The 20105-nt window shown below is 67.8% G+C and carries 19 protein-coding genes; 5 read left to right on the top strand and 14 right to left on the bottom strand.

Annotation, left to right across the window (positions count from 1 at the left end; all coding sequences use genetic code 11):
• Together CAL29_RS00580 and CAL29_RS00575 are read right to left on the bottom strand one after the other, a co-directional pair.
• The gene (locus tag CAL29_RS00580; RefSeq protein WP_094851080.1) at positions 1 to 438 is read right to left on the bottom strand and encodes a MaoC family dehydratase; all 438 of its coding nucleotides are present in this window, start codon (positions 436 to 438) and stop codon (positions 1 to 3) included.
• A 125-nt stretch (positions 439 to 563) separates the two neighbouring features.
• Positions 564 to 1769, bottom strand: a complete 1206-nt coding sequence (locus CAL29_RS00575; RefSeq protein ID WP_094851079.1) for an aminotransferase class I/II-fold pyridoxal phosphate-dependent enzyme — start codon at positions 1767 to 1769, stop codon at positions 564 to 566.
• Between the two features lie 125 nt (positions 1770 to 1894).
• Between CAL29_RS00575 and CAL29_RS00570 the strand changes: the two genes are divergently transcribed.
• Positions 1895 to 2857: a LysR family transcriptional regulator gene (locus CAL29_RS00570; RefSeq protein ID WP_094851078.1), complete on the top strand. Its 963-nt coding sequence runs from the start codon at positions 1895 to 1897 to the stop codon at positions 2855 to 2857.
• Here CAL29_RS00570 and CAL29_RS00565 read toward each other — a convergent pair.
• The 8 genes from CAL29_RS00565 to CAL29_RS00530 form a co-directional block, all read right to left on the bottom strand.
• Positions 2844 to 3827 carry a Bug family tripartite tricarboxylate transporter substrate binding protein gene (locus CAL29_RS00565; protein WP_094851077.1) on the bottom strand — a complete coding sequence of 328 codons (984 nt, stop codon included), beginning with the start codon at positions 3825 to 3827 and terminating at the stop codon, positions 2844 to 2846. The genes CAL29_RS00570 and CAL29_RS00565 overlap by 14 nt on opposite strands.
• A gap of 127 nt (positions 3828 to 3954) precedes the next feature.
• Positions 3955 to 5586 (bottom strand): hydantoinase B/oxoprolinase family protein, encoded by a 1632-nt coding sequence (locus CAL29_RS00560; protein WP_094851076.1) that lies wholly within the window; start codon positions 5584 to 5586, stop codon positions 3955 to 3957.
• The gene (locus CAL29_RS00555; RefSeq protein ID WP_094851075.1) at positions 5583 to 7709 is read right to left on the bottom strand and encodes a hydantoinase/oxoprolinase family protein; all 2127 of its coding nucleotides are present in this window, start codon (positions 7707 to 7709) and stop codon (positions 5583 to 5585) included. The genes CAL29_RS00560 and CAL29_RS00555 overlap by 4 nt, the downstream gene beginning before the upstream one ends.
• A 204-nt stretch (positions 7710 to 7913) precedes the next feature.
• A complete protein-coding gene (locus CAL29_RS00550; protein WP_094851074.1) occupies positions 7914 to 8834 on the bottom strand; it encodes an isocitrate lyase/PEP mutase family protein in 921 nt (306 codons plus the stop codon).
• Positions 8835 to 8853: 19 nt separating this feature from the next.
• Positions 8854 to 10038 carry a TauD/TfdA family dioxygenase gene (locus tag CAL29_RS00545; protein ID WP_094852620.1) on the bottom strand — a complete coding sequence of 395 codons (1185 nt, stop codon included), beginning with the start codon at positions 10036 to 10038 and terminating at the stop codon, positions 8854 to 8856.
• A 155-nt stretch (positions 10039 to 10193) separates the two neighbouring features.
• Positions 10194 to 10664 carry a BON domain-containing protein gene (locus CAL29_RS31150; RefSeq protein WP_179283857.1) on the bottom strand — a complete coding sequence of 157 codons (471 nt, stop codon included), beginning with the start codon at positions 10662 to 10664 and terminating at the stop codon, positions 10194 to 10196.
• 58 nt (positions 10665 to 10722) lie between these two features.
• Positions 10723 to 10938, bottom strand: coding sequence for a hypothetical protein (locus CAL29_RS31500; protein WP_094851072.1), 216 nt, complete (start codon positions 10936 to 10938; stop codon positions 10723 to 10725).
• A gap of 45 nt (positions 10939 to 10983) precedes the next feature.
• Positions 10984 to 11907 carry a LysR substrate-binding domain-containing protein gene (locus CAL29_RS00530; RefSeq protein ID WP_094851071.1) on the bottom strand — a complete coding sequence of 308 codons (924 nt, stop codon included), beginning with the start codon at positions 11905 to 11907 and terminating at the stop codon, positions 10984 to 10986.
• A gap of 109 nt (positions 11908 to 12016) precedes the next feature.
• On the opposite strand from CAL29_RS00530, the gene metC reads away from it, so the two are divergent.
• The 4 genes from metC to CAL29_RS00510 all read left to right on the top strand — a co-directional run bounded on the left by metC (position 12017) and on the right by CAL29_RS00510 (position 15638).
• Positions 12017 to 13165 carry a cystathionine beta-lyase gene (gene metC, locus CAL29_RS00525; RefSeq protein ID WP_094851070.1) on the top strand — a complete coding sequence of 383 codons (1149 nt, stop codon included), beginning with the start codon at positions 12017 to 12019 and terminating at the stop codon, positions 13163 to 13165.
• A 114-nt stretch (positions 13166 to 13279) separates the two neighbouring features.
• The gene (locus CAL29_RS00520) at positions 13280 to 13930 is read left to right on the top strand and encodes an amino acid ABC transporter permease (RefSeq protein ID WP_094851069.1); all 651 of its coding nucleotides are present in this window, start codon (positions 13280 to 13282) and stop codon (positions 13928 to 13930) included.
• Positions 13927 to 14694 (top strand): amino acid ABC transporter ATP-binding protein, encoded by a 768-nt coding sequence (locus CAL29_RS00515; RefSeq protein ID WP_094851068.1) that lies wholly within the window; start codon positions 13927 to 13929, stop codon positions 14692 to 14694. The genes CAL29_RS00520 and CAL29_RS00515 overlap by 4 nt, the downstream gene beginning before the upstream one ends.
• Before the next feature lie 80 nt (positions 14695 to 14774).
• Positions 14775 to 15638: an ABC transporter substrate-binding protein gene (locus CAL29_RS00510; protein WP_094851067.1), complete on the top strand. Its 864-nt coding sequence runs from the start codon at positions 14775 to 14777 to the stop codon at positions 15636 to 15638.
• Between the two features lie 42 nt (positions 15639 to 15680).
• Here the strand turns inward: CAL29_RS00510 and urtE are convergent, their stop codons facing one another.
• Genes urtE through urtB form a run of 4 tightly spaced genes read right to left on the bottom strand, consistent with a single transcriptional unit; the run spans position 15681 to position 19946 of the window.
• Complete coding sequence (gene urtE, locus CAL29_RS00505; RefSeq protein ID WP_094851066.1) at positions 15681 to 16379, bottom strand: urea ABC transporter ATP-binding subunit UrtE; 699 nt, start codon at positions 16377 to 16379, stop codon at positions 15681 to 15683.
• 11 nt (positions 16380 to 16390) lie between these two features.
• Positions 16391 to 17179 (bottom strand): urea ABC transporter ATP-binding protein UrtD, encoded by a 789-nt coding sequence (urtD, locus tag CAL29_RS00500; RefSeq protein ID WP_094851065.1) that lies wholly within the window; start codon positions 17177 to 17179, stop codon positions 16391 to 16393.
• On the bottom strand, positions 17176 to 18348 hold the full coding sequence (gene urtC, locus CAL29_RS00495; protein WP_094851064.1) for an urea ABC transporter permease subunit UrtC: 1173 nt from the start codon (positions 18346 to 18348) through the stop codon (positions 17176 to 17178). Before urtC ends, urtD begins: the two co-directional genes overlap by 4 nt.
• Positions 18345 to 19946, bottom strand: a complete 1602-nt coding sequence (gene urtB, locus CAL29_RS00490; protein WP_256977279.1) for an urea ABC transporter permease subunit UrtB — start codon at positions 19944 to 19946, stop codon at positions 18345 to 18347. The genes urtC and urtB overlap by 4 nt, the downstream gene beginning before the upstream one ends.
• Between the last annotated feature and the right edge of the window lie 159 nt (positions 19947 to 20105).

Raw genomic sequence — 20105 nt, 5'->3', positions numbered from 1 at the left:
TCACGTCGGCCAGACCAGGGTGCGTTCCACCGTCAACGCGTCGACGCCGTTCTCCAGCTTGCGGACGAGGATTTCCAGCACGACGAACTTGCGGTCGTTCTTCTCGTATTTGTCCTTGACGCCGACGCGCGCCTCCAGCGCCTCGCCCGGGTAGACGGGGGCCGACAGGCGGACCTTTTCGCGGGCGTGGAGCACGCCGGCGGGCCAGGCGAATGCGGCATGTTGCGGCTGGAAGCTGGCGACCAGCGTGGGATGCACGGGCCGCACCGGCCGGCTTTCCTCGGCCGCCGGGGGCGTGGCGGGCGGCTCGGCGCGAACGGCCCCCAATGCGTACGTGCGCAGGAATGCGTCGCTGTCCTCCGCGCCGATGCTGTAGCGGGACGGGGGGAAACGATGTCCTATGTGGAAATCATCGAATTGCCATGCCTGATTCGCCATCGTCTACCTTGCCTCCTGGAAAGTGAGGAGGATCGTAAGACGCGCAGGCTGGGGCTTGGGATATTTAAACTAGCTTCAAAAGCTAGTTTTTCTGGTGGGCGGTTTACGTGACGCCGGTCTCCCGGCTACGCCAGTTTCTCGCAGGCGCGGCGCACGCGCGCGCAGCCTTCTTCCAGCACGTCCATGGACGACGCGATGGAGATGCGGAAATGGGGCGACGTCCCGTAGGCGGCGCCTTGCAGCACCGCCAGGTTCTCCTCGTCCAGCAGGTAGAGGATGACGTCCTCGTCGCATTCGAGGACCTTGCCGCTGGGAGTGCGGCGGCCGAGCAGGCCGGCGCAGGAGGGATACACGTAGAAAGCGCCTTGCGGCGCGGAGCAGGTCACGCCGGGGCACGCATTGAGCAGGGCCACGACGCGGTCGCGGCGCTGCTGGAAAATCGCGGCGCGCTCCGGGATGAAGTGCTGCGGTCCCGTCAAGGCCTCGGCCGCCGCGGCCTGGCTGATCGAGCACGGATTCGACGTGCTGTGGGACTGCATCTTGGTCATCGCGAATATCAGGTCGCGCGGGCCGCCCGCATAGCCGATGCGCCATCCCGTCATCGCATACGCCTTGGAAACGCCGTTCACCGTCAGCGTGCGGTCGTACAGGCGCGGCTCAACCTGGGCGATGGTCTTGAAGCGCCGGCCGTCGAACAGGATGTGCTCGTACATGTCGTCCGTGAGTATCCACACCTGCGGATGACGCAGCAGCACCTGCGCCAGGTCGCGCAATTCCTCCTCCGTATAGACGCCGCCGCCGGGATTGCCGGGCGCATTGAGGATCAGCCAGCGCGTGTTCGGCGTGATGGCCCGCTCCAGCGCGTCGGGCTGCAGCTTCAGGCCGTGGCGCGGCGATCCCTGCACGAACACCGGCTTGCCGCCCGCCAGCAGCACGATGTCCGGGTACGACACCCAGTACGGCGCGGGAATGATGACTTCGCAGCCTTCCTCCACCGTGCACATCAAGGCATTGAAGATGACCTGCTTGGCGCCCGTTCCCGCCATCACTTCCTGCGTCCCGTATTGCAGCGAATTCTCGCGCAGGAATTTTTCGCGGATCGCGGCTTTCAATTCGGGCGTGCCGCCGATATCGGTGTACTTGGTCCGCGATTCCCGCATCGCGCGGATCGCCGCCTCCACCACGTTCTCCGGCGTGTCGAAGTCCGGCTCGCCGGCCGACAGGCTGATGATGTCGCGGCCCTGCGCTTTCAATTCGCGGGCGCGCTGGCCGGCCATGGAACTGGGAGAAGGCTTGATGCGATGCGTGCGCCGCGCCAGGTGAAGTGTCATGGTTCAGGAAGAGGAAGCAGGAGGGCCGGGGGAAGGAATGGCTTTGAAGCTTACGCCCGGGCCTGTATCCTTTCCATTGAATAATTTTTGTCTTTCTTTCGTGAAATCCGAATAAAGGATGGGCCATGTCCAACCACGTTTCCCTGCGTCATTTGCGCTGTTTCGTGGCGGTGGCGCGCAGCGGTTCCTTCACCGCCGCGGCGGCCCGGCTGTACATGACCCAGTCCTCGCTGACGCACGTGATCCAGCAGTTCGAGGAAGCCGTCGGCGTCAAGCTGTTCGACCGCAGCACGCGCCGCGTGTCGATGACGGAAGAGGCGGAACGCTATCTGGCGGAAGCCGAGCAGATGGTCAAGCGCTTCGATGCGTCCATCGCCGACCTCAAGGCCTTCGCCAGCGTGCAGCGCGGACACCTGCACATCGCCGCCGCGGCGTCGATGATCGACTATTACCTCTACAAGGTCATCGAGCTCTTTCGCGAACAGTTCCCGCAGATCACGGTGTCGATACGCGATGCCGGCGCGCAGCAGGTCGAGCAACTCGTCGCCGAAGGCGCCATCGATTTCGCCGTGGCGTCGCGGCATCGCGGCCTGGAGGACCTGCTCTACACGCCCTTGCTGGCGGACCGCTACGGCGTGCTCGTCGCCGCCGGCGATCCGCTGGCGCGGTCGAGCGCGCCCCTGGCATGGAGCGAGCTCGGCCCGGAACGCTATATCGGCTTCAGCGCCGACACGGGCATCGACTCCTTCCTGCGCAAGCACGCGCGCGGCTTCAGGCAGCGCGAAGGCCATCGCAACGAGGCGTCGAGCACCACGTCGCTGTTCTCGCTGCTCAAGAGCGCGGGCAACTACTCCGTGGTGCCGGCCCTGACGGTGCAGCATGGCTACGCCCACAAGCTGCACTTCCGGCCGCTGAAGTCCCCGCAATTGATGCGCGAGATCTGCCTGATCTCGCGCCGCCTGCGCTCGCTGTCGCCCGGCGCGGAAGCCTTCCTGGCGCTGCTGCGCCAGGTGCTGCGCGATACACCGGTGCCGCCCCATACGCGCATCGCGGCCGCGGCGCCATCGGGCAAGGTCAATCCATCTTGATGCCCGCCTTCTCGATGACGTCCTTCCACACCGGCGTCTCGGTTTTCATGCGTTGGGACAGGACCTCCGGCGCGCCGCCGGTAATGTCGAAGCCCATGTCCTGCATCTTGCGCGCCACGTCCGGCTCCTTCAGGGCCTTGTCGAAGGCCTTGTTCAAGGTGCTGACGATGGCCGGCGGCGTGCCGGCCGGCGCGAGGATGCCGTACCAGGCGACCAGCTCGTAGCCGGGTATCGCCGCCTCGGCCACCGTGGGCAGGTCGGGATAGGCGGGCAGGCGATTCCGCGTCGTCACCGCCAGCGCGCGCAGCTTGCCGTCCTTGACCAGGGGCATCGCCTCCGGCATCACCGCGATCATGAACGTCGTCTGGCCGCCGACCAGGTCGGTCAGCGCCGGCGCGCCGCCCTTGTAGGGCACGTGCACCAGCGGCGCGCCCAGGGCGCGCTTGTAGAGCTCGCCGCCCAGGTGCGAGGGCGTGCCGTTGCCGGCGGAGGCGTAGCTGAAAGGCCCGCCGGGTCCCTTCAGCATCGCGTTGAGCTCCTTCAGCGTATGGGCCTTGCTGCCATTGCCGACCACCACCACATTGGGCATGGTGCTGGTCATGATGATGGGCGTCAGGTCTTTCTGCGGATCGAAAGGCAGGTTGGAATAAAGACTGGGATTGACCGCCAGCGCCGTCGAGGTCGCCAGGATCAGCGTGTAGCCGTCCGGCTTGGACTTGGCGACGTAGTTGGTGCCGATATTGCTGCCGGCGCCGGGCCGGTTCTCCACGATCACCGTCTGCCCCAGTTGTTCGCCCACCTTCTGGCCCAGCAGGCGGGCCGTGAGATCGGTGGAGCCGCCGGCCGGATAAGGCACGATGATGCGGATGGGCTGGTCGGGATAGGCGGCGCTGGCGGCGGCCGCACAGAACAGGGCCGATAGCGCGCAGGCGCCGCGGGCGAGAAACTGCCGGACTGCGGATTGCTTCATGGATTTCCCCTTGCGTTGTGGTTGGCGTGACGCGGAGTGGTTGTTCTTCCGCGCCTGGTCGATGAATTCGTCCCGAGCTCCCCCCGATTGCGACAATGGCGCGCGGAAGCCGCGCGCCATTGCCGGGTCATGCCGGTGGGCCTGCATATCCCTGCCTGGCGTCATGCGCCGCATGGCGGTCGTCCCGTTCAGGTGGCGGTCCATAGCCACCGCCGCCGGGCGTGCGCAGGACGATTTCGTCGCCCGGCATCACCCAATGCGTCTTGCGGTTGTCGATGGCCTCGCCGTTGATCAGGACTTCCCCGCAGACGCCTTCCTCGCCGCCCGCGATGCCGGGCGCCGGAATGCGCGTGCGCTCGGTCATGAAGATCACCGACATCGGCGTGGCGTGGCGGCTGACGAAGCACACTTCCTGCCCCAACCCGCCGCGATGCCGGCCGGCGCCGCCCGAGTCGCCGCGCAGGGCCTTGTACTTGAACAGCAGCGGCGCCTCGCGCTCGGCGACTTCCACCGGCGTGGGCGAGATGTTGCTGGGCCAGGCCATCACCGAGGCGCCGTCCTTGCGCGCCGATCCCCCCATGCCGCCGTTGTAGAACAGGACGGTGGCGAAGGGCCGGCCGTTTTCACGGGTGCCGCTGAAATTGGCGACCCACAAGGGCGAACCGGCGCCGCCGATGACCGCCTCGGGCAGGACCTGGGCCATGGCGCCGAACACCACCGTGGGCACGTAATGGCCTGTGCAGGAACGGCCGCCGACCGGCGCGGGCTCGCGCGGATTCAGCAAGGAGCCCTCCGGCGCGATGACCGTGATGGGACGGAACAGGCCATCGTTGTTCGGCAGGTCCGGCAGCAGCAGCGCCTTGATGGCGTAGGCCGACATGGCCATCGTATAGGCCAGCACGCAATTGATGCCGCGCGGCTGCTGCGGCGACGTGCCCGCGTAGTCGCAGGTGATGGCGTCGCCTTCGATGCGCAGCTCGATGGCGTAGCGGAACGGCTCCTCGAAGCCGTCGGTCTGCATTTCGTAGCGGTACTTGCCGTCGGGCAAGGCCTGGATGGCGGCGCGCATCGCGGCCTCGCTGCGCTCGAACAGGGCGTGCGCCAGCGGGTCGATGCCGTCCATGCCGTATTCGCTCAGCAAGGCCTCCAGGCGCCGGCCGATCAATTCGAGCGCGCCGACCTGGGCCCAGATGTCGCCCACGGTCTGCTCCGGCGTGCGCACGTTGGTGCGCAGCAATTGCAGCAGGGTCGGATCGTCCTTGCCCTCGCGCAGGAAATGCATCAAGGGCATGTGGAAGCCTTCCTCGAACAGTTCGCGCGTGTCGACCGAGCGTATCTTGCCGCCGATGTCGGGCACGTGCGCGGTGGACGCGGCGAACGCCACGATGCGGCCCTGGTGGAACAGGGGCTTGATCATCGTCACGTCGTTCAGGTGGCCGGTGCCTATCCACGGATTGTTGGTGATGAACACGTCGCCCGGCCGCATGTTCTCCGTGCCGAAGCGCGCGATGGCGGCCTGCGCGGTGCGGGGCAGGGTGCCGATGAAGGACGGGATGCTGCCGCTGTTCTCCGACAGCGAACGGCCTCGCGAGTCCGTCAGCACCAGGGCGAAGTCGTTGGCCTCGGTCGACAGCGTCGAGAACGAGGTGCGCACGATCATCTTCGCGGCTTCGTTGACGATGGAGCGTATGCGCGCCCAGAACACTTCCAGGAAGATGGGATCCTCGGCCAAGTCGGCCGGTCGGGTGGGCTGCTTCATGCCTGCTCCAGGATTTCGACGATCAGGTTGCCGGTGGCGGATTGGGTGACGCGGCCGCGCGGTCCCACCACCAGGGTGGAGCCTTCGTCCTCGACCAGCAGGGGGCCGTCGGCCCGGAAGCCGGCGCGCAGGCTGGCGCGGTCGAAGATCGGCGTGTCGACGTAGTCGCCGCGTTCACGGAAGTAGACGAGGCGGCGCGCCTTGGGCGCGGCAACGGCGCCGGCGGCGACGCCTTCGTCGCGCGGCGTCTCGCGCGGCGGCGCCTCGCCGGAGACGCGCAGGTTGAGGAGTTCGATGGGCACATCGGGCGGCGTGCGGCCGAACTTCTCGCGGTAGGCGTCCTCGAAGGCGGCCAGCAGGGCCTTGCGGGTGTCCTGCGCATCGTCCTCCCCGGCGCTGCCGTCAGCGTCCCCGCCCTCGCAATAGGGGCCGGGCGGCAAGGGCACCGTCAGGGTGAAACCCTGTCCGACGAAACGGCCGTCGGCATAGCGCGACAGGCGAACCGGTCCGAAAGTCGCCTCCAGGGCCTGCAGCGATTGCAGCACCTGGCCTTCCAGTTCGGTATAGGCGTTTTCCAGCACCCGCAGGGAATCGCTGCCCGGCCGCATGCTGACGGTGCGCGAACGGTCAGCGCGCGCGGGCGCCACCAGCAGGCCGTAGGCCGAGGCCACGCCGGCCGCAGGCGGGCAGACGAGGGTGCGCACGCCTATCTTCTGGGCGACGTAGTAGCCGTGCAGGGGGCCGCCGCCGCCCGTGCACAGCAGCACGAAGTCGCGCGGATCGCGGCCGCGCTCGGCCACGTGCACGCGGGCGGCGCCGGCCATGTTCTCGGCGACGATGTCGTGGATGCCCCAGGCCGCGCCGACCACGTCGCGGCCGACCGAGTCGCCCACCCGCGCCAGTTCGTGCCGCGCCCGTTCCAGGTCGATGGCCATGGTGCCGCCGGCGAAATAGTCCGGATTCAGGTAGCCCAGCACCAGGTTGGCGTCCGTCACCGTGGCATCCTCGCCGCCGCGGCCGTAGCAGGCCGGGCCGGGTTCGGAACCGGCGCTCTGCGGGCCGACCTTCAGCAGGCCCAGCGCGTCGCGGTGGGCGATGCTGCCGCCGCCCGCGCCGATCTCGATCAGGTCGACCGTGGTGATGCGGATGGGCAGGCCGCTGCCCTCGGCGAAACGCTTCTGGCGGGCCGCCTCGAAACCGTACGCGATCGACGGATTGCCGTTTTCCACCAGGCACAGCTTGGCGGTGGTGCCGCCCATGTCGAACGCGAGCAGGTTGGACAGGGAATCGCGCAGGCTGTAGTGCGACGCGGAGATGGCGCCGGCGGCGGGGCCGGACTCCAGCAATTCGATGGGCGTGCGGCGCGCTTCGTCGACGTGGCAGAGGCCGCCGTTGGACAGCATCATCAGCACGTCCGTCGGCAGGCCCAGCTTGCCCAGCCTGTCCTGCAGCGAGGTCAGGTAGCGGTTGGCCAGCGGCTTGATGTAGGCATTGGCGCAGGTGGTGGACATCCGTTCGAATTCGCGGATCACCGGCGCGACGTCGCTGGACAGCGTGACCTCCAGCGCCGGGAAATGCCGCGCGAGGATGTCGCGCACCGCGGCCTCATGGCGCGGATCGACATAGGCGTGCAGCAGGCACACCGCCAGCGACCCGACGCCCTCGTCGACCAGCGGCTGCACGGCGCCGCATACGTCGTCCGCCTCGACCGGCGCCAGCTCCTGGCCGCCGGCATCCATGCGCGCGCCGATCTCCGCGCGCCAGCGCCGCTGCACCAGCGCCGGCGCCGCCTCGATGTGCAGGTCGTACAGATCGTATTTGCGCTCGTTGCCGATCTCCAGCACGTCGCGGAAGCCGCGCGTGGTCAGCAGGCCCGTCGGTTCGCCGCGCCGTTCGATCAGCGCGTTGGTGAACAGGGTCGTCGCATGCACGATGCGGCGCACGTCGGCCGCCGCGATGCCGCACTGCCCGACCAACGTCTTCACGCCGTCGGCCACGCCCTGCGCGGGATCGCCGTGCGTGGTCAACACCTTGAGCGTGCGCAGTCCGCCGCCCTCGTAGTTCAGGGCCACCACGTCCGTGAACGTGCCCCCGATATCGATACCGATCGCCCAAGCCGACACCGCGCTGCTCCTTGATTCCGTAAGGGATATGACGCAGATGATAGGGAATGGGTTTTAGGCAATCCAACGAAAATTATCGCGGGATTATTCGCGTTTCGATAAAAATACTGGATTACCCGATGGGGGTTTGCACGGGTGCGCCGGCCTCTGCGACAAATAAAAAAAGCGCCTGTAAAGGCGCTTTCAGCGTCATTCCCCGCGCACTCAGCCTTCGTAGCGGCGCCCCAGCGCCAGCAGCTCCGGCGTGCCGATGACGGCGTTCAGGCCGTCGAAATCCAGCATCTGCTCCTTGAACGCCGCCGTCGAGCCGGTGGCGTTCAGGCTGTTGAAATACTGCTGCAACTGGCGCGCGAGAAAGCGCACCGTGCCGCCGGGGAAGATGACCAGGCGGTAACCCCGCCGGGCCAGCGCATCGACGCCCTGCACCGGCGTCTTGCCGCCCTCGACCATGTTGGCCAGCATCGGCACCTTGTCCGCGAAACGTCCGCAGGCCCGGTCCATGTCCTCGCCGGTGCGCAGGGCCTCGACGAAAAGCGCGTCCACGCCGCAGTCCAGATAGGCCTGCGCGCGCTCCAGGGCCGCGTCCAGTCCCTCCACCGCCACGGCGTCGGTGCGGGCCATGATCAGCGTGTTCTCGCTTTTGCGGGCGTCCAGGGCCGCGCGCAGCTTGCCGCACATTTCCGCCGTGGACACCAGCGTTTTGTTTTCCAGGTGACCACAGCGCTTGGGAAAGGTCTGGTCCTCGAGCTGGATCATGGCCGCGCCGGCGCGCTCGAAATCGCGCACCGCGCGCTGCGTGTTCAGCGCGTTGCCGAAGCCGGTATCGCCATCGACGATGATGGGCGTGGCGACGCGATCGGCGATGCGCGCCAGGACGTCGACCGCCTCCTTGGCCGTGGTCAGGCCCACGTCGGAGCGCCCCAATTGCGTATAGGCAACGGCGCCGCCGGACAGGTACAGCGCTTCGAAGCCCGCCTGCTCGGCCAGCAACGCGCTCAAGGGATCGTAGACGCCCGGCGCCAGCACGGGCCGGTTTTCGCGCAGGCGCGCCTTCAGGGAAACGGGCGCGGACGGCGCCGTGGAAGGGATGGAGGTGGAAAGCGTGGAGGTGGAATTCGTGGTCATGGTCTGCCGGTCCTCCGCCTCAAGCCTGGCCGCCCGGCAGGATGCCGTCTTCCTTGCGCACCTTCGGCGCCCAGGGCTCGAACAGCATGCCCAGCGCCTTCGCGTGGCGCTGTTCGTATTCGAGGAATTCGGGCGAGATGCCCGATCCCCGCATGCCGCCGCGCACCGAACCGCCGCGCACGTCGATGTAGTACACGTCCCAGTCCGCCGGCAGTTCCTGGGAAATCGGCACCGCCAGCCACAGGCGCAGCAGATGGCGCTTGAGGTCGGGTTCCTCGTAGTCCTCGAAGGCGGTGCGCGAGTGCAGCGTCACGTAGCTGTTGAGCAATTGCAGGTCGCCGCGCTCCAGCTCCATGTTGTAGCAGAGCTTCTCGCCGGCCATCAATTCGTCGAGCAGGTCCAGCGCCTCGGCCTGCGCCGGCGTCCAGCGTGGGACCTCGGGGAAATCGCGTTGCGCCGCCACCAGGTTCTTGCGATTTGTGCGCGCCGCGAATTGCGCCGGGTGGTTGCCGAAAATGGAGAGCGGATAGTAGGGCGGCTGGCTGGGATCCTGCGCGCCCTGGTAGCTGTGGTAGTAAGGCTGGTGCAGCACCTCCAGCAGGTCCGGCCGCAGGCGCGCGACCTCGTCGCGCAGCGCGATGGAGCTGACGACCTTGCTGCTGCCGCCCAATTTCGCGGTGCGGCGGCACATCAGCGCCACCACGTCGCAGGAGTCCATGTGGAAATCCAGTTCGGCGTTGGTGTTGTAGCCGCGGCCACCCTTGGTCTTGTAGGAACCGCCGGCGTCGCGCACGTCGGTCATGACGTCGCTGGCGCGATTCTGCGGCCGGCCCACGCCCATGTAGAGGCCGATCCCCCAATAGGCCAGGCGGGTGTCCTCCTCGCTCCAGACGTCGACCGGAAAGCCCTTGAGCAGGCACATGCCCCAGCGGCCCTGCGTGGTGGCGATGGCCTCGCGCAGGATGGCCTGCGTGGCCTCGTCCAGCGGGAAATCGGCCTGCCCCCATTGCAGCAGCGGCTTGCCCACCGTCTTCGCATGGGCCAGCGCCTTGTGCAGCGCTTCCACGTGCGCGGGGGCCAGGCGCAGCACCCAGGAACGGTCCTCATCGGCCTGCCGGGCGGTCCACGCCTGCGGCTGGCCGCGGTCGGGGTAGCGGCCAGCGGCGGCGGGCGTGGCGGGCGGGGCTTGCACGTGCGTATCCATCTCGAACTCCATGGTGAAGATTTCGAGGCAGTCTAGATACGCGGCGCCGCGCTGTATATCGACGCTATTTGACGGCTGACGTCAGGAAATTTGATGTCAGCCGCCGAGCCGCGGCGAGGGTCCGGCCACGGGGAAAGGCAATGCGGGGAGCAGCGTCAGGAAGGCGATCCGCCCTGCAATTCGGGAATGTTGCCCGGCTCGTCGTAGACCGCCAGATGGTCCGCGACGGAGCGCACGCCCGGCATCGCGCTCACCGCGTTGATGAGCGGTTCATGCTCGGCGGTCAGCACGTGCCCCGCGAGGGAAACGATGCCTTCGATGACCGACACGTCGATCGCCCCCGGGCTGCCGACGAGCCGCCCCAGCGCCGCGCGGACCCGCTCCACCAGCGTGACGTCGTCCACCACGCTGGCCGTGACGCTGGAGTCGATTTCCGCTCTCAGGCCGCGCATCTGGTGGGCGGCATGCCGGCCTTCGGCGCGCACGCGCTGGCCGAGGCCATCGCAGGCGGCGCGCATGCTGTCGCGCAACTGGGCCCGCCGCCGTCTTCCCGAATCCGGGTCCAGGTAATACATCGCGATGGCGCCCACCGCCATCGCCTTGACGCAAGTGATGAGATCTTTCATCTCTGCCTCTCGCCGTTGGGTCGCTCCAATAGCCAAGCCGCCGTTCGGGAGGCGTCCCTCACTCGCGGCCCTGGCCTCCCTTGTCCGCATTATCCGTCTTCCGCAGGTCCTGCGACTGCCGGCGCGGATCCTCGCCGCTGAAGCCGCCGTAGCTGCTTTGTCCGGGGTCGGCGCTGCGGCTGCGGATTTTTTCATCGGGCGCCTTCTCATGGGCGCCGGCGCCGGCGTCAGGCAGGTTCTCGGGCGTGGAGGAAGGTCGATTCTCTTCGGTCATGATGGTCTCCTTGCAAAAGGGGGTCGGGGCGACTACTCCCCCCCTTCAGCAAGGCGCATTCCCCAGCACGGGCGCCAGTTGCGCCAGGTCGGCGTTCAACTGGATGCGCATGCTGCGCAGGAAGGCCTTGGCGTTTTCCGACAGCGGATTGCCGGGGCGGAAGACCAGCAGGGTGCAGAAGGAAACCTCCAGCGCGAAGGGCCGCAGCGCCACGCCCCGTTGCAGGTAGTCCAATGCCATCACGGGATGCACCAGACCCACGCCGAGGCCGCGCATCGCCAGCTCGCAGATGGTGTTGGAATAGGGGGTCTCCAGGATGGGATTGATCTCGTGCCCCCGCTCGTGCAGCATCGCCTCCAGGCGGCGGCGGCTGGCGTCCTCCGGATTGAGGGCGATGAAGGGATGGGCGCCGAGATCGGCCGGTTCGATCACGGGCTTGCGCGCCAGCGGATGCGAGGCCGCCATCGCCACGACGCCGGGCACGCGCAGGAATTCCGAGTGCTCCAGCCCCGAGACGTCCAGTTCGTCGGCCATCAAGCCGAAGTCCAGTTGTCCCGCCAGCACGCGCTGGTAGACCTCGCGCGAACTTAGGATCTGGAACGACAACTGGACCCGCCGGGTCGCCAGCTCGAAGTGCGCGATGGCGCGCGGCATGAAGCCGGTGCCCAGCGCCGGGAGCGCGCCCACGGCCAGCCGGCCCAGGCCGAACGACTTCAGGCTGCGGATGCGGTGTTCGATCATCTCGAAGCCGGAGAAGCAGCGGTCCACCTCCTCGATCAGCGCGCTGGCCTCCTGCGTGGGCACCAGCCGGCCCCGCACCCGTTCGAACAGGCGCAGCTCGGCGGCCGTCTCCAGCCGGCGAATGGCCTGGCTAACGGCGGGCTGCGAGATGCCCAGCAGGTGGGCGGCCTTGCTGGTCGTGCCGGCGCGCATGACCGCCCGGAACACCTGGATTTCGCGCATATCCAATCTATAAGCCCCGCTTATTGACCTAAACGAACCGCCATATTGAGCGAATAGGGAGAAATGACTGAAACTTGTCCGGTCGCGTCAACCGCAGCCTTCGCCAATAGAAACCATGAAATCCATAACTACAGCCAATGAGCCCTATCGTAGCCTGTCGCCTCCCGTCATGCGCGGCTCCACGGTGGTGTTCGACAACTTCCAGGACTTCGCCAACCGCAAGGCCCGCCAGCCGGACGGCTTCAGCTACGGCATCACCGGCACGCCCACCGCGCGCGAACTGGAACGCCGCATCGCCGCGCTGGAGCACGGCAAGCACTGCGTGGTGACGCCCAGCGGCCAGGCGGCGCTGATGGGCTGCGTGATGGGCTTCGTGCGCGGCGGCGACCATCTGCTGATTTCGGCGGCGTGCTACGGTGCCCTGAAGACCTATGCGCAGAACTACCTGGCGCGCATGGGCGTGGAGGTCGAGTTCTACAAGCCCGACATCGGCGCGGACATCGAGTCCCTGATCAAGCCCAACACCCGCATGATCTGCATGGAATCGCCGGGCACGGTGACGATGGAAATGCTGGACGTGCCGGCCATCGCCGCCGTCGCCCGCCGGCGCGGCGTGCTGACCATGGTGGACAACACCTGGGCCAGCCCGCTGGGCTTCCGCCCGCTGGAGCACGGCGTGGACTTCTGCGTGGAAGCGGCCACGAAGTTCCTCGGCGGCCATTCCGACCTGCTGGTCGGGGCGATCAGCATGAACGACCGCGGCCACTACGAAGTGCTGCGCGAGACCCAGAGCATCATGGGCCTGCAGGTCAGCCCCGACGACGCATTCCTGGTGATGCGCGGCATGGAGACCCTGGAAGTGCGCCTGGCCGCGCAAAGCGACGCCACGCTAGACATCGCCCGCTGGCTGGACGGGCAGCCGCAGGTGCGCGAGCTGCTTTATCCGCCGCTGGAATCCGATCCGGGACACGCGCTGTGGAAGCGCGACATGCGCACCAACGGCTGCCTGTTCTCCATGGTCCTGCAACCCGCCGGCGAGCGCGCCCACCACGCTTTCTTCGACGCGCTGACGCATTTCTCCATCGGCGCGAGCTGGGGCGGCACGCACAGCCTGGCGGCCTACTATCCCGCGCCGCTGCAAGCCGACCGCGTGTACGCGCGGACCGACCAGGCGGTGATCCGGCTCTCCATCGGGCTGGAGTCGCGCGAGCTGCTGCGCGAGGACTTGCAACGCGCCCTGGAAGCCTACGGCCAGCATGCATGACGCGATGACGGCGTGAGGCATGACGGCATGAGGCCATGACGGAAAGGGCGCCGCCCGCGCGGGACCGGCGCCCGTCCGACCCACCCAAACCCACAAGACAAGGGGAAAAAATCCATGTGGGAACTCTTCCAACGCGCCGCGCCCCTGCTGGGACCGGCGCTGCTCATGACCCTGTTCCTGGGGGCGACGTCGTTCATCGGCGGCTGCGTGCTGGGCATGGCGATCGCCCTGGCGCGCATCTCCGGCATCAGGGTGCTGCGCTGGTTCGCCTTCGCCTACGTGTCCGTCTTCCGCGGCACGCCCCTGCTGATCCAGATCCTGCTGGTGTACTTCGGCCTGCCCGCCTACGGCATCGTCGTGGGCCCCGTGGCCGCCGCCCTGGTGGCGCTGACGCTGTTCTCGGCGGCCTACCTGAGCGAGAACTTCCGCTCGGGGATTTCCGGCGTGGACCGGGGCCAGTGGGAAGCAGCCTGGTCCATGGGCATGGGCTACGCGCGCACCCTGCGGCGCGTCATCCTGCCCCAGGCGCTGCGCATCGCCATCCCGCCGCTGGGCAGCCGCCTGATCGCCTTGATGAAGGACACCTCGCTGGCTTCCACCATCACCGTCGTCGAGCTGACGCGCGTGGCCGACCAGATCGGCGCCACGACCTTCCGCTACATGGAGATGTTCGTCATGGTCGGCGCCATCTACTGGCTGATCAACCAGATCCTCACCATCCTCCAGACCGTGCTCGAGACCCACCTGTCGAGGCGCTACCAATGAACGGCGATCTCTCCCACACCGTGCGCGTGCGCGGACTGAAAAAAGCCTTCGGCGCCAACCAGGTATTGCGCGGCGTGGACCTGGAGGTGCGGACGGGCGAGGTCGTCGTCATCATGGGGCCCTCGGGCTCCGGCAAGACGACGCTGATCCGCTCGCTCAATTTCCTGGAAACGCCCGACGACGGCCACGTCGAGATCTGCGGGATAGGCGTGGCCTGCGACGGCGGGACCGGCGATCGCGACCGCCGCCGCGCGGTGCAGGACATCCGCCGCCGCACCGCCATGGTGTTCCAGTCGTTCAACCTTTTCCCGCACATGACGGCGTTGCAGAACGTCATCGAGGGCCTGCTGGCCAAGGGCGTGGCGCGCGACGCCGCCATCCAGGCCGGCATGCGGCTGCTCGACCGCGTGGGCCTGAGCGAAAAAGCCGCGCAGTATCCCGGCAAGCTGTCCGGCGGACAGAAGCAGCGCGTGGCCATCGCCCGCGCGCTGGCGATGGCGCCGGAAGTCATCTTCTTCGACGAGCCGACCTCGGCGCTGGACCCGGAGCTGCGCGACGACGTCCTGCACGTCATGCGCGAGCTGGCCGCCGAAGGCATGACCATGCTGGTCGTGACGCACGAGACCCGCTTCGCGCGCGACGCCGCGGACCGCGTCGTTTTCATGGAAGGAGGCCATATCCTCGCCAACTGTCCGCCCGCCGAATTCTTCGGCGACCAGGCCAGCGAACGCTGCCGCCAGTTCCTCGGTCGCCTCGGCGATTGACCCAGCCGTCCAATCCAACCACGACCGCCCCGGCCGCACAAGCGCGGCAAGCGGCGGGACATCCTCAAGGGAAATCCATCATGCTGCCGAAGATCCATCCGTTGAAGCGCTACTTGTCGAAGATCCGCCTGCCGCTGCTCCCGGCCGCCGCCCTGGTCGCCCTTGCCACCCTGGCCGCGCCCCTGGCGGCGCAGGCCGGCGGCGCGCTGGAGCGCATCCGCGCCAACGGCGTCATCCGCATCGCCAACACCCAGAGTTCGCCGCCGTGGTCCTTCCTCAACGAACAGAACCAGCCCGCCGGCTACGACGTCGACATGGCGCGGGAAGTCGCGCGCCGCATGGGCATCCCCAAGGTCGAGTTCGTGGCCGACTCCTTCAAGAACTTCGTCGCCGGCCTGAAGACCGACAAATACGACCTGGTGATGAACGACCTGACGCCCACCCCGGAACGCATGCTGCAAGTGGACTTCTCCGCGCCCTACGGCGTCGAGGACTTCCGCATCTTCGTGCGCCAGGACAACAAGGACATCCACGGCGACAAGGACCTGACCGGCAAGCGGGTGGGCGTCACCACGGGCTCGTCCAACGAATCGTGGTCGCGCGCGCACCTGCCCCAGGCCACGATACAGACGTATGAAAACGGCAGCCTGATCTTCGCCGACCTCGGCATCGGCCGCATCGACGCCGTCATCATTTCGCACTTCGGCGGCCTGCGCTACGCCACGGAACGCAAGCTGCCCATCAAGGAAGTGGGCGATCCGCTCACCTACCAGTTGTCGGCCGCCGCCCTGCGCAAGGGCGAACCCGAGCTGCGCGAGGCGGTGGACAAGGCCATCGCCGGCATGAAGGCGGACGGCACCATCGAGGCGCTGGGCCGCAAATGGGTGGGCAAGGAGTACGACATGGTCGGCTCCATCGCGCGCGCCGAGGCCGAGGCGAAATAGGCGGCATCGGACCGGCGATCGGACCAGCCATCAGGCCGATAATCAGACCGACAGATGGCGGCGCACGTCGTCGCCGTCGATCAAGGTCCTGTCGCCGCGCGCGACCACCTCGCCGCGCGACAGCACCACGAAATGGTCGGCCAGCTCCCTGGCGAAATCGAAATACTGCTCGCACAGCAGGATGGCGATATCGCCGCGCTGGCGCAGCATGTGGATGACCCGGCCGATGTCCTTGATGATCGAAGGCTGGATGCCTTCGGTGGGCTCGTCCAGGATGATCAGCTTCGGTTCGGCCACCAGCGCCCGCGCGATGGCCAGTTGCTGCTGCTGGCCGCCGGACAGGTCGCCGCCGCGCCGGCCCAGCATGGCCTTGAGCACGGGGAACAGTTCGAACACTTCCTCCTTGATGCGGCGGGCGCGGGCGGCCGGCTTGGTCGCCATGCCCATGAGGATGTTCTCCTCCACCGTCAGCCGCGCGAAGATGTCGCGGCCCTGCGGCACGTAGGCCATGCCGCGCGCGGCGCGCTGGTGCGGCGCCAGGCGCGTGATGTCCTCGCCGTCCAGCGCGATGCCGCCGCTGGCCACCGGCAGCACGCCCATCAGGCACTTGAGCAGCGTGGTCTTGCCCACGCCGTTGCGGCCCAGCAGCGTCAGGCATTCGCCCCGCTTCAGCGACAGCGATACGCCGCGCAAGGTGTGGCTGCCGCCGTAGTACTGGTTGATCGTTTTGACTTCAAGCATGGGGACCCCGTTCAACGTCCAAGGTAGACCTCGATCACGCGAGGGTCGGCCTGCACGGCGGCCATCGTGCCTTCCGCCAGGACCGAGCCCTCGTGCAATACCGTCACCTTGCCCTGCCCGGCGATCTGCGTGACGAAATCCATATCGTGTTCGACCACCATCAGCGAATGCTTGCCGCGCAATTCGTTCAGGAGTTCGCCGGTGCGTTCGGTCTCGGCGTCGGTCATGCCCGCCACCGGCTCGTCCAGCAGCAACAGCCTGGGTTCCTGCATCAGCAGCATGCCGATCTCCAGCCACTGCTTCTGGCCGTGCGACAGCAGCCCGGCGCCGCGTCCCGCCAGCGGGCGCAGGCGGATCAGGTCCAGCGTCTGCGCGATGCGGTCGACCTGCTCGGAGGACAGGCGCGAAAACAGGGTGGGGCGCACGCGCTTGTCCGTCTTCATCGCCAGCTCCAGGTTCTCGAACACGGTGTGGTGTTCGAAGACGGTCGGGCGCTGGAACTTGCGGCCTATCCCCTCATGGGCGATCTGCGCCTCCGTCATGGCGGTCAGGTCCATGGTCTGGCCGAAGAACACGGTGCCCGACGTCGGCCGGGTCTTGCCCGTGATCACGTCCATCATGGTCGTCTTGCCCGCGCCGTTGGGCCCGATGATGCAGCGCAGCTCGCCCACGCCGATATCCAGCGTCAGGTTGTTCAGCGCCTTGAAGCCGTCGAAGCTGACGGTGATGTCCTCCAGGTACAGGATGGCGCCGTGGGTGGTGTCCAGGCCGCCCGGATTCACGCGATTGGGCGTATTCATGGCGTGCCCTCCTCCTGCGCCATGCCGGCGCCGCCCATGCCGGTCTTGCCGGACTTGCCTTGCGCCAGCCGCTGCGCGCAGGCGCGCACCAGGCCCACGATGCCCTGCGGCAGGAACAGCGTCACCAGGACGAACACCAGGCCCAGGGCGTACAGCCAGAACTCGGGAAATACGCTGGTGAACCAGATCTTCAGGCTGTTGACCACGCCCGCGCCGACGATGGGGCCGATGAGGGTGCCGCGCCCGCCGATGGCGACCCAGATCACCATTTCGATGGAGTTGGCCGTGGACATTTCGCCGGGATTGATGATGCCGATCTGCGGCACGTAGAGCGCGCCGGCGATGCCGCACAGCACGGCCGACAGGGTCCAGACGAAAAGCTTGAAGCCCAGGGGCTCGTATCCCAGGAAGCGCACGCGGCTTTCCGTGTCGCGCACGGCGGTCAGCACGCGGCCCAGCTTGGAGCGGGTGATGAGCCGGGCGACGATCAGCGAGCCGAACAGCACGGCCAGCGTGATCCAGAACAGCGCGGCGCGCGTGCCGGGCGCCGTGATGGGAAAGCCCAGGATGCGCTTGAAGTCGGTGAAGCCGTTGTTGCCGCCGAAACCCGTATCGTTGCGGAAGAACAGCAGCATGGCGGCATAGGTGAGCGCCTGCGTGATGATGGAGAAATACACGCCCTTGATGCGCGAGCGGAACGCGAAGTAGCCGAACACGAAGGCCAGCACGCCCGGCACCAGGACCACCAGCAGCATCGCGTAGGCGAAATGATCGGTGAAGGCCCAGTACCAGGGATACTGCTTCCAGTTCAGGAACACCATGAAGTCGGGCAGGTCGCTCTGGTACACGCCGTCATGCCCGATGGCCCGCATCAGGTACATGCCGTGCGCATAGCCGCCCAGCGCGAAGAACAGCCCATGCCCCAGCGAGAGGATGCCGGCGTAGCCCCACACGAGATCCAGCGCCAGGGCGGCCAGGGCGTAGCACATGAAGCGTCCGCCCAGCGCGACCATGTAGGAAGACACGTGCAGGGGATGGCCCGCCGGGAACGCCAGGTTGAGCGCGGGCATGGCGGCCATCGCCACGCAGGCCGCGATCAGCAGCGCCCAGACCTTGGGCGGGAACAAGGGGCGCCGGGTCAGCGCCAGAAGGTCGGTGGCAGGATTCATTCGGCGCTCCGGCCTTTGGGGGCGAACAGGCCCTGCGGGCGTTTTTGGACGAACAGCACGATGAGGGCGAGGATGGTGATCTTGGCCAGCACGGCGCCGGCATAGGGTTCGAGGAATTTGTTGACCCAGCCCAGGCCCAGCCCGGCGATGACGGTGCCCGCCAACTGGCCGACGCCGCCCAGCACCACCACCATGAAGGAATCGACGATGTAGCCCTGGCCCAGCGCCGGCCCCACGTTGCCGAGTTGCGACAGCGCGACGCCCGCCAGGCCGGCGATGCCCGACCCCAGGCCGAAGGCCAGCATGTCGATGCGTCCGGTGGGCACGCCCAGGCAATCGGCCATGGCGCGGTTCTGGGTGATGGAGCGCACGAACAGGCCCAGGCGGGTATGGTTGAGCAGCAGCCAGACGAAGAACACGACCAGGAAGGCGAACAGCACGATGACGATGCGGTTGTAGGTCAGCACCAGGCCGTCCATCACGGTGATGCCGCCGGACATCCAGCCGGGATTGGCCACCTCGACGTTCTGCGCGCCGAACAGCGAACGCACCGCCTGCATGAGGATGAGGCTGATGCCCCAGGTCGCCAGCAGCGTTTCCAGCGGACGGCCGTAGAGCCAGCGGATGACCGTGCGCTCCAGCGCCATGCCCACCAGTCCCGTGGCGATGAAGGCCACCGGCAGCGCCGCCAGCACGTACCAGTCGATCCAGCCGGGCAGGTACTGGCGGAACACCAGTTGCACCGTATAGGTGGCGTAGGCGCCGATCATGATGAGTTCGCCGTGGGCCATGTTGATGACGCCCATCAGGCCGAAGGTGATGGCCAGCCCCAGCGCGGCCAGCAGCAGCACGCTGCCCAGGCTCAGGCCATAGAACACGTTGCCGGCCCATTCCACCGTCGTCATGTGGCGGTCGATGCCGCGCAGCGCCTGCGTGGCGGCGGCGCGCACGGAAGCGTCCGGCTCCGCGTAGCTGCCGTCGGGCCTGGGCTGCGCCACCGCCGCCAGCATCGCGCGGAAGGCGGGATTGCCGGTCTCGCCCAGCGTGCGGGCCGCGGCGGCCCGCGCGGCGGGGTCGCTGGCGCTCAATTGCAGGCGCGCCCGCACGGTCTGCAGCGCGGACCGCACCTGGGCGTCGGTTTCCTTGCCGATCGCGTCGTCGAGCACGGGCAGCAGGGTCTCGTCGCCGGCCTGCTGCAGTTGCTGCGCCGCGGCCAGGCGCGCGGCCGGATCCGGCGCGTGCAGTTGCGCGATGGCGCGGGCGTCGTCGATGGCGCCGCGAACGCGGTTGTTGATGGTCAGGGTGTCCGAGCCTTCGGGCATCGGCGCCGCGGCGCCGCTCAAGGGATCGCGTCCGGTGGCGCCGTCGTCGTCGCTGATCAGCAGCTTGCCTTCCGGGGAAAGATAGACGTGGTCCTGGCCCAGCGCCAGCAACAGCGCGGCGGCCTTGGGATCGGTCGAGCGCGCCAGCTTGCCGATCGCCTCGATCTTTTCATCGTTGTCGTCGCTGGCCAGCAGGGCCAGCAAGGCCTCGTCCAGGCCGGCGGGCGCCGCTGCCTGCGTAGGCGAAGGCGCCTGCGCGACGGCGCCTTGCGGCATGGCCGCGGGCGCGGCGTTCTGCCCCGCCGCGGCGGCGCCTTGCGGCGCCGCCGTGGAGGCGGAAGGCGTCTGCGCATGCGCGCAGACGGCCAGGGCGGCCACGCCCAGCGTCAAGCCGGACAAGCACCGGCGCAGCCGTTCGAAATACAGCATCTTTAG

The sequence above is a fragment of the Bordetella genomosp. 10 genome (assembly GCF_002261225.1).
Classification (GTDB): domain Bacteria; phylum Pseudomonadota; class Gammaproteobacteria; order Burkholderiales; family Burkholderiaceae_B; genus Bordetella_C.
The sequence above is the reverse complement of the archived record's forward strand: the minus strand, read 5'-3'. Positions and strand labels throughout refer to the sequence as shown.